Here is a 9,783-nt window from a genome sequence, read left to right on the forward strand (position 1 = left end):
TTATTTGACTCTCAGGACGCTATCGTGCGTATCGATATGAGTGAGTATATGGAGAAGCATAGCGTTAGCCGTTTGGTGGGCGCGCCTCCAGGATATGTCGGCTATGAAGAAGGCGGTACACTGACCGAAGCGGTACGCCGTAAGCCCTATAGCGTCATCTTGTTTGATGAGGTCGAAAAAGCGCATCCTGATGTGTTCAATATCTTGTTGCAAGTATTAGATGATGGGCGTTTGACCGATTCGCAAGGCCGCGTTGTAGACTTTAAAAATACCGTTATTATCATGACCAGTAACTTAGGTTCACACAAGATTCAAGAAATGGTCGGTGAGAGTTACGAGGATATCAAATCTGAGGTTATGGAGTCCGTCGGGCAGCATTTTCGTCCAGAGTTTGTCAACCGTATTGATGAGATCGTGGTCTTCCATCCGCTCGGTATGTCGCAGATGGCGGGTATCGCTGAGATTCAGATTGATAGATTACGTCAGCGCTTGCATGAGCGTGAGCTCGATATCGAGTTGTCACATGACGCGATGAACAAGCTTGTCGCAGTTGGTTATGATCCAGTCTATGGTGCGCGTCCACTGAAACGTGCCATTCAGCAAGAGATCGAAAATCCACTATCGATGAAGCTCTTAGCTGGTGACTTTGTCGCAGGAGATATCATCAAAGTTGAAGTAGATGCTAATGACAAGCTGACCTTTGGTAAATTGCGAGTCAGTTAATCGTACCGATAGTATTATCCCAAACCCCTTATCTGCGAGCGCAGGTAAGGGGTTTTTTATATAAAAACATAATCTGTACGCCAATTGTGCTCTTGCTTGCTATATTAGAAATACAGTCAATTTTGCCTAAAAATAAATAGGGATAAATATTATGACCATTTATAGCAAATATAATAGCGCACCACTAGCCATAGCCGCATTACTAATAAGTACAGCCGCTTGCTCTGAACCGACAACAGCCAACATGGAGCAAAGTAGCTCAGCGAGCATGTCGCAAGCCAATGATACTGAAAAACCTGAATTTACGACTAAAGCTGTCGCGACCTTTAATGAGCCATGGGCGATGACTGCACTACCAAAAACAGGAAATGACGCGCTTGAGTTACTAGTCACGCAAAAGTCAGGTGAATTGCTTGTGGTCGATACGCAGACGGGAGCCAAAACCCAAGTCGCAGGTGTGCCAGAGGTGGCTTATGGCGGACAAGGCGGCTTAGGAGATGTGACTTTAGCGCCAGATTTTAGGATGACTAATGCCATTTATATCAGTCATGCCGAAGCGGGTAGTGGTGCTGATAGTAATAAATATGGGGCAAGGGTTATCAAAGCGACGCTTAGCGGTTTAGATACCGATAAGCCAAGTCTACAAAACATCAGCACTATCTGGCAGCAAAATAAAAAAATCGATGGGCAAGGACATTATAGTCATCGCTTGTTGTTCTCACCTGATGGACGCTACCTTTATATCAGCTCAGGCGATCGCCAAGAAAAACAGCCTGCGCAAGATATGAGCTTGAATCTTGGCAAAATTATCCGCTTGCATCCTGACGGGACTATCCCTAGTGACAATCCTTATGCCAACAACAACGACATTAGCGCCCAGTTTTGGAGTACGGGTCATCGAAATGTACTCGGTATGGCGTTCGATGAGTCGGGCCGACTATGGAGTAACGAGATGGGACCTCGCGGCGGTGATGAGTATAATTTGATCGTCAAGGGCAATAACTATGGCTGGCCTGTGGTCTCAAACGGTCGTAATTATTCTGGTACAGACATACCCGATCATGATACTCGTCCTGAATTTGAGCCGCCTAAAGTCTCTTGGACGCCTGTTATTTCACCATCATCTTTAAGTATCTACACCTCAGGCAGTCAAAACGACTTTCCAGCCTGGCAGGGCAAGGCTTTGATGAGTGGATTATCCTCCAAAGCGCTTATTGTTGTTGATATGGACGCGGCAGGCAGTGCCAGTGAGCGCTATCGCTATGATATGGGCGCAAGAATTCGTAATGTGACAACCGTAGAGGGTCAGGTATGGCTGCTTGAGGATGGCGATGATGGCAGATTGCTACAGCTATTGCCCCAATAACAATACTATCGCTCAATCACACTGCTACTGTTTTAATAGAGTAGTAGTTTTATTAATAGTGAAACAATGTTTTTAGTTGATGATATTGAGGTTTGTTTCTATTCAATAAGGACTTGTAAGTACTTGGTTTATATTTGATAGTTGTGCGTTATCTTGTTAAGGTAAAACTCCTAAAAAATTAAGGTTACTTAGCGAATGGATCATGTAAAAGTTGAAAGGCTTGGCCCTTTTCCTAGGGTAAACAAGCCCGTCTTCATCACATCGAGTATTCTCATTGTTGGTTTTATTATTTTTGGCGCATTTTTCACTGAAACTGCTGGTGCGCTTTTTAGTTATCTGCAAAGCTTTATTACGACTAACTTTGGCTGGTTCTTCATTCTACTTATGAATGTGGCTTTAGTCTTTTGTATTTATCTTATAGCAAGTCGCTACGGCGATATACGTTTGGGTCAGCAAACCGAGCGACCGCAGTACAGTCTGGGGTCTTGGATCGGCATGCTATTCTCAGCGGGTATCGGTATCGGTCTGGTTTATTGGGGTACTGCTGAGCCGTTATACCATTATATGGCGCCGCCAATGGCTGAACCTGAGACTATGGAGGCGGCCAAACAGGCGATGAATATCTCGTTCTTGCATTGGGGACTTCATGCTTGGGCAATCTACACCATTGTCGCGCTATCATTGGCTTACTTCCACTTTAGACGTGGATTGCCACTCTCTATTCGCTCAACGCTATACCCAATATTAGGTCAAAGAATCTACGGGCGCTGGGGCCATACTGTTGATATCTTAGCAGTATTTGGTACGATGTTTGGCGTTGTGACCTCTTTAGGTTTAGGGGTCATGCAGATCAACTCAGGACTTGAAAACCTATTTGGTCTTCCTAATAGTCTTGGTGTGCAATTTGCGATCATTGCCTTTATTACTCTGCTTGCTTGTGGTTCTTTGATGCTTGGACTTGATAAAGGTATCAAGCGCTTGAGTGATATCAACATGGGTTTGACAGGTTTGCTATTAGCATTCATGGTCATTTTAGGCCCAACACTATTTATCTTTGATAGCTTCTTTGAAAATATCGGTAATTACCTAGCGGCAGTGGTTCCACTTAGTTTTTGGGGCGAGTCGTATAGCGGTACTGATTGGCAGAGCGGTTGGACGATATTTTATTGGGCATGGTGGGTAAGCTGGGCACCATTCGTTGGTGTATTTATAGCGCGTATCTCTCGCGGTCGTACTATTCGTGAGTTCACTTTGGGTGTGCTACTGATACCGATGACTATTTTGTTCTTTTGGTTCACAGCTTTTGGTGGCGTAGCTATCCATATGGAGCTACTTGCTGCCCTTGATCCTGCTCTAGTAAGCCCTGGACTAATAGAGGCCGTACAAGCAGATACAGGTAGCGCAATCTTTAAGTTGGTTGAGTATTATCCGTTAACGAAACCACTTACTCTACTGATTGTCATTATGATTGTTTTGTGGTTTGTAACCTCGTCTGACTCTGCAAGCTTTGTCATTGACATGCTCACCGCAGGCGGCGATACCAATCCACCAAAGATTCAGCGTCTGTTTTGGGCAACGATGGAAGGCTTTATTGCCGCAATTTTGCTCGCTGCAGGTGGGCTTGGTGCATTGCAAGCGGCGGCTATTGTAGCAGGACTACCCTTTGCTATCGTCATCTTTGTCATGATGTATGCCTTGTGGCGTGGTCTTGGCCGTGATCGCTTGATTCTTTATCGTGCGCAGCAGCGTTTCATTACTGATGAGTCTATTGATCATAATACAGCTAATGAGTTCACTGATGAGCATCTACTAAAAGGGCCACCAAAGATCGTTAAAGGTGACTAAGTATTCATCATAGCGTTTAGACCCTAATTTATAGGTAAATTAGGGTCTATTTTTTGTCAAATATTTAAGTTTGCTTTGGTCATTTGATAAAACAAACTTGAATGTTTCACTAGTATTTTTAATAAAGCTAACACTGTTAGGTTAGCGTTAAATTTGATAATTGGCTCATACCTTGGTATGGTGACGCAATTTTAACTTTTGGAACCCCTATGGATCATGTAAAAGTTGGCCGATTAGGGCCTTTTCCGCGGGTAAATAAACCTGTATTTTTGACTTCTGCGATTTTGATTATTGTCTTCATTATCTTTGGTGCATTATTCAATGAGCAAGCAGAAATTGTTTTTAACGAAGCCAAAGCTTTTGTATCAATACGCTTTGGTTGGTTCTTTATTGTCGTGGTCAATCTGGCGCTCTTGATGAGTGTGTATCTTATCTTTAGCCGCTACGGTGATATTCGGCTGGGCCATCAAACCGAGAGACCTGAATACAACCTGATATCCTGGATAGGTATGCTGTTCTCAGCAGGTATCGGTATTGGACTATTGTATTGGGGTACCGCTGAGCCGCTATACCATTATATGGCGCCGCCACTTGGTGATCCTGAGACCGTTGAAGCTGCCAAGCTTGCGATGAACATCTCATTCTTGCATTATGGTTTTCATGTCTGGGCCATTTATGGCATTGTCGCTTTAGCACTGGCTTATTTTCATTACCGCGTTGGCTTGCCCTTAGCCATTCGCTCAACGCTCTATCCGTTAATCGGCAAAAAGATTTATGGCCCTATGGGTCATACGGTCGATACCCTAGCGGTATTTGGTACGATGTTTGGTGTGGTAACGACGCTAGGGCTTGGGGTATTACAGATCAATTCAGGTCTTGATACCTTGTTTGGTATCCCAAATAATATTACTACGCAGATTGTGTTGATTGCTGTGATTACTGTATTTGCAGGGATGTCACTGTTCTTGGGACTAGATAAGGGTATCAAGCGCTTAAGTGATATCAATATATTCTTGACGATCGTGCTACTGAGTTTTGTGATTATCTTGGGCCCGACGCAGTTTATCCTTAATAGCTTCGTCGAGAATATTGGTAATTATCTACATCAAGCCATACCATTAGGGTTATGGACAGAATCGTATGAAGGTGAAGAGAATTGGCAGCAGTATTGGACTATTTTTTACTGGGCTTGGTGGATTAGCTGGTCACCATTCGTTGGTGTATTCGTTGCACGTATCTCTCGTGGTCGTACGATTCGTGAGTTTATCTTAGGCGTGTTATTGATACCAGTTACCATACTATTTATCTGGTTTACCGCTTTTGGCGGTGCTGCGGTCAATATGGAGCTTATGGCGGCAGCTGATCCTGCTATTATGAGTCCAGGTTTGGTTGATGCTGTACGCGCAGACAGTGGTAGTGCGATCTTTGCGTTGATGGAATTTTATCCCCTGACTGAAGCGGTATCCTTCTTGATTATCGTGATGATCGTACTCTGGTTTGTCACCTCATCAGATTCTGCCAGCTTTGTCATTGACATGCTGACCTCAGGTGGTGATACCAATCCGCCAAAGATTCAGCGACTGTTTTGGGCAGGTACAGAAGGTGTTATCGCTGCAGTACTATTGGCAGCAGGCGGGCTAGGAGCCTTGCAGGCGGCATCCATTGTCTCAGGGTTTCCTTTTGCCATTGTTATTTTGATTATGATGTATTCGCTTTTGCGCGGTCTAAGCCGTGATCGCTTGATACTTTATCGTAATCAGCAGTGGTTTATCACCGAAGAATCCGCTGAGCATAATTCAGCCAATGAGTTCCGCGATGAAGAGCTACTAGACGGACCGCCTCCGATCGATAAAGACGTTTAAATATAAATTATAGCTTTTATTGATTAATGCCTAGCTTTTATAAGCTGGGCATTTTTTTGCATGATTAGTAAGAAGTTTTCATTAGCAGTGAGTTATAAGTAATCAAGCCATTTACGACAGACAAGAAAACAGCCTATTATGAGAATAGGCTGTTTTTGATGGTGCTTGTGATTTTTGACGTTATTTAGCAGACTTATCATCTTGGTTAAGCTGTACGTAGTTATCAAAGTTCTGAGCGTAATCCGTTAAGTTATCGCTGAGCATTTGGCGATACTGTTTGACATAGAACTCAACAATATCGTCTTTTTCTTTGGCAAAATCTTCACCCTTAACGAAGCCGATAGAGGCGACAGAAGCGCTATAACGGGCAGCGGCGTATAGTAGTGATGCGCCTACTTGACCTGAATGTGCGTCTGGACCTAGCTGGCTGTTAGCCACGCCAATGATAGCGTCAGCACGCTGATAAAACGCCTGCATCTCAGGAGTAATCTCAACAGTGTTGTCTGTATTTAAACCATCTTGCTGAATAGGGTCATGATTTTGAACATTATCTTGTGACATAAGGGACTCCTAATAAGGGTAGTATGAGCATTATAAAATTTACAAACCGGCATCTGCTTTTAAAATATCGGCTTTGTCTGTTTTTTCCCAAGTAAAGGCGGTCTCAGAGCCTGGGCGACCAAAGTGTCCAAAAGTCGCCGTTTGCTGGTACATAGGCTGGAGCAAGTTAAGCATACGCGTAATACCGTAAGGGCGCAGATCAAAATGCGTGCGAATCAAGCGAATAATCTCATCGTTACTGATCTTGCTCGTTCCAAAGGTATTGACCGAGATAGACGTCGGCTCAGCGACACCGATAGCGTAACTCACTTGTACTTCACAGCGCTCAGCTAGACCTGCAGCGACGATGTTTTTGGCGACATAACGTACCGCATAAGCAGCGCTGCGATCGACTTTTGAGGGATCTTTTCCACTAAAAGCACCGCCGCCGTGACGCGCCATACCGCCATAAGTATCGACGATAATCTTGCGACCTGTGAGCCCCGCGTCTCCAACAGGGCCGCCGATAACGAACTTGCCCGTTGGGTTAATATGATAGCGGGTTCCTGCGTGTAGTAGCTCAGCGGGCAGTACCTGCTTGATAATATTCTCCATGATAGCTTCTTGCAAATCGCTTTGCGAGATACTAGGATCATGCTGGGTGGAGAGGACGACCGCATCGATAGCCACAGGGCGACTGCCATCGTATTTGAGAGTAACTTGCGCTTTGGCATCAGGACGCAGCCATGGCAGATCGCCTGCGCGGCGCAGCTCAGACTGGCGCTGCATAAGACGATGGGCGTATTCGATGGGAGCTGGCATCAAGACGTCAGTCTCGTTACTGGCATAGCCGAACATAAGCCCTTGATCACCTGCGCCTTGCTCTTCAGGATCAGTGCGGTCAACGCCTTGAGCAATCTCAGGAGACTGTTTGCCGATCATATTGATCACCGCGCAAGTCTCGCCATCGAATCCTAAGTCTGAGTGATGATAGCCGATACCATTGACCGTATCACGAACGAGACGCTCGATATCGATATTGGCGGTCGTAGTAATCTCGCCCGCTAAAACAACCGCACCTGTTTTGACAAGAGTCTCGCAGGCGACGCGCGCTTGTAAGTCTTCACGCAGAATAGCATCAAGAATGGCATCTGATATTTGGTCAGCCATCTTGTCAGGATGACCTTCGCTCACGGATTCTGAAGTAAATAAACTGTATTCACGCATAATAGGGTCGCTTAATGGTAAGGACTGGAGTCTACAAACTCAGTCATTAGTAAAGGTATATCAAAATATAGGATAAAAATGACGCAAAAAATTAGCACATTTTACCGTGTATCGCGCCAAAACTCTAGCGGTGGATAGGACTATGACGTAACGTGATGTTGACGATACACTTTGCAGGTATCAAACGGACTTTAGTTAGACATAAGCTATAATTCTAAAAACGCCAGTTTATCTTTAAACATACACTCTACAAAGACAGGACACGCACCGCATTTAGGTGTACGCGCTTGACAGGTATAGCGCCCATGCAAGATAAGATAGTGATGCGCGTCCATCATCATATCCTCAGGTATACGCTCGACCAGCTTTTGCTCAACGATCAGCACATTTTTGCCCGTGGCAAGCCCTGTACGATTGCCTACGCGAAAGATATGAGTGTCGACCGCCATGGTAGGCTGACCAAAACCGGTGTTAAGAACAACGTTCGCCGTCTTACGCCCGACGCCTGCTAATGACTCAAGATCTTTACGGTTATCAGGCACTTGGCTATCAAATTTATCAATCAAATCACGGCAGGTCTTGATAATGTTTTTGGCTTTGGCATTATATAGACCGATGTTTTTAATATAAGGCTTTAGTCCTTCTTCGCCTAATTCCAAAATCGCTTTAGGGGTGTTGGCTACAGGATATAGCTGATCGGTGGCAATATTAACGCTGATATCTGTCGCTTGTGCTGAGAGAATAACTGCGATGAGCAGCTCAAAATTACTCTCAAAGCGCAGTTCGGTGACAGGGTCTTCAATCGTTGCCGCTAGCTTTTCAAAAAAAGGTCGCACATCACGATTGGGCATACGCCGTGATGGCGGCGTGTCAGCGGTTTTGTGTTTGACTGTTTTGCTCATATCAAGGGTCTTTATTTAATTTTTGGATACATTCAATTTATGCACTTAACAGCTAAAGTAGAGCATTCAAAGCTGCGCGAGCTCACTTTGTAGCGCTTCTAGCTCAGCTTGTTTTGAGGCATTAGGGCGCGCGCTAAGCTGTTTTTCAAGCTTTTTGATTTTGCTACGTAACTTGGCGGCGGCAATGGTGTTTTTTGCTTGCTGCTCACTGATATCTAGGGTCTGCGTGGCGGCGTTATTGAGCTTGGCCTCCATCATGCTGACAACAGGCTTTTGGTTACGACTACCCATGAGCTGGCGAGTCACGCGATTTAGATGCGTGTGATAACGATGGCGCAAATCGTCTTGCTCTTGCACGCGCTGTGACGCTGATAGCTGCCTGTCCACTACAACTAAATCAATACAATCAACAGGACATGGCGCGATACATAACTCGCAGCCTGTGCATAGATCAGTAAATATCGTATGCATATGCTTACCGGTACCAACGATAGCGTCGACAGGGCAGGCGGGAATGCATTTGGTACAGCCGATACAGTCATCCTCACGAATGATCGCGCGTACTTCAGTGGGTCGCTCTGAGCGCACATCGATTGGCCACTGCGATGGCGCAGCCGTTAGCGATTGTTGCTCATCGATAGAGGTCAGTATTTGTCTAATTGCATCTGTGACTGGCTGACCGCCTGGTACGCATTTATTAAAGGGTTCATTGCCTGTAACGATGGCAGTAGCATAAGGCAGGCAGCCATCAGGATGCTCGCATAGGCCGCACTGAGTCTGCGGCAGGCAGGCATCAATACGGGCAATAGTCTCTTGAACCTCTATAGGCTGCTCGTCTAAAGCTAAGGTATCAAACAAAATAGGGAGATGATCGAGACGGGTAATGGTTGACATCGAATAATAACCTTGCTGACTTTGGATCTAAAGATAGCATGAGCGTTGATAGCTAAATGCAGATTGTCAAACGTAAAAATATATAGATAGCGGCTACAGACTAACGCCTTCTTCGTGCGCAATTTGAGCAATAAGATTGTAAGCAATACTGCCTTTTGCAGGTATTTTTGGCAAGTTTGAGAGATCAAAGAAATCTGCATGAGAGAGTTCATCTTCTTGGAGCACAATATCACCGCCTACATAAGAGGCACGAAAGCCAAGCATCAAATTAGAAGGATAAGGCCAAGGCTGACTACTGACATAGGCAATATCTTTAAGAGTAATGCCAACCTCCTCGCCAACTTCACGCACGACCGCATGCTCCAAGCTTTCGCCTACTTCGACGAATCCTGCAATCAAGCCATATTGCAAAGGCAGCTTGAGG

Annotated in this window: 9 protein-coding genes; 4 read left to right on the forward strand and 5 right to left on the reverse strand. The window is 45.1% G+C overall.

Features of this window, described 5'->3' with window-relative positions; translation table 11 throughout:
• The 4 genes from ACTXGO_RS06495 to ACTXGO_RS06510 form a co-directional block, all read left to right on the forward strand.
• A partial coding sequence (locus ACTXGO_RS06495) for an AAA family ATPase (RefSeq protein ID WP_443573760.1) occupies window positions 1-723 on the forward strand: 723 nt, incomplete at its 5' end.
• A 151-nt stretch (window positions 724-874) separates the two neighbouring features.
• Window positions 875-2,089 (forward strand): PQQ-dependent sugar dehydrogenase, encoded by a 1,215-nt coding sequence (locus ACTXGO_RS06500; protein WP_443541896.1) that lies wholly within the window; start codon window positions 875-877, stop codon window positions 2,087-2,089.
• Between the two features lie 195 nt (window positions 2,090-2,284).
• The gene (locus ACTXGO_RS06505) at window positions 2,285-3,934 is read left to right on the forward strand and encodes a BCCT family transporter (protein ID WP_317198485.1); all 1,650 of its coding nucleotides are present in this window, start codon (window positions 2,285-2,287) and stop codon (window positions 3,932-3,934) included.
• Between the two features lie 209 nt (window positions 3,935-4,143).
• A complete protein-coding gene (locus ACTXGO_RS06510; protein WP_317198484.1) occupies window positions 4,144-5,796 on the forward strand; it encodes a BCCT family transporter in 1,653 nt (550 codons plus the stop codon).
• A 180-nt stretch (window positions 5,797-5,976) separates the two neighbouring features.
• Here the strand turns inward: ACTXGO_RS06510 and ACTXGO_RS06515 are convergent, their stop codons facing one another.
• The 5 genes from ACTXGO_RS06515 to ACTXGO_RS06535 form a co-directional block, all read right to left on the reverse strand.
• Complete coding sequence (locus ACTXGO_RS06515; protein WP_317198483.1) at window positions 5,977-6,357, reverse strand: DUF3144 domain-containing protein; 381 nt, start codon at window positions 6,355-6,357, stop codon at window positions 5,977-5,979.
• Window positions 6,358-6,396: 39 nt separating this feature from the next.
• Window positions 6,397-7,563 carry a methionine adenosyltransferase gene (gene metK, locus ACTXGO_RS06520; RefSeq protein WP_317198482.1) on the reverse strand — a complete coding sequence of 389 codons (1,167 nt, stop codon included), beginning with the start codon at window positions 7,561-7,563 and terminating at the stop codon, window positions 6,397-6,399.
• Between the two features lie 206 nt (window positions 7,564-7,769).
• The gene (nth, locus tag ACTXGO_RS06525; protein ID WP_443541890.1) at window positions 7,770-8,465 is read right to left on the reverse strand and encodes an endonuclease III; all 696 of its coding nucleotides are present in this window, start codon (window positions 8,463-8,465) and stop codon (window positions 7,770-7,772) included.
• Between the two features lie 66 nt (window positions 8,466-8,531).
• A complete protein-coding gene (locus ACTXGO_RS06530) occupies window positions 8,532-9,359 on the reverse strand; it encodes an RnfABCDGE type electron transport complex subunit B (protein ID WP_317198480.1) in 828 nt (275 codons plus the stop codon).
• A 93-nt stretch (window positions 9,360-9,452) separates the two neighbouring features.
• Window positions 9,453-9,783: NUDIX domain-containing protein (locus ACTXGO_RS06535; protein WP_443573762.1), on the reverse strand; the 331-nt coding region annotated here is incomplete at its 5' end.

Source organism: Psychrobacter sp. T6-1, from assembly GCF_052258445.1.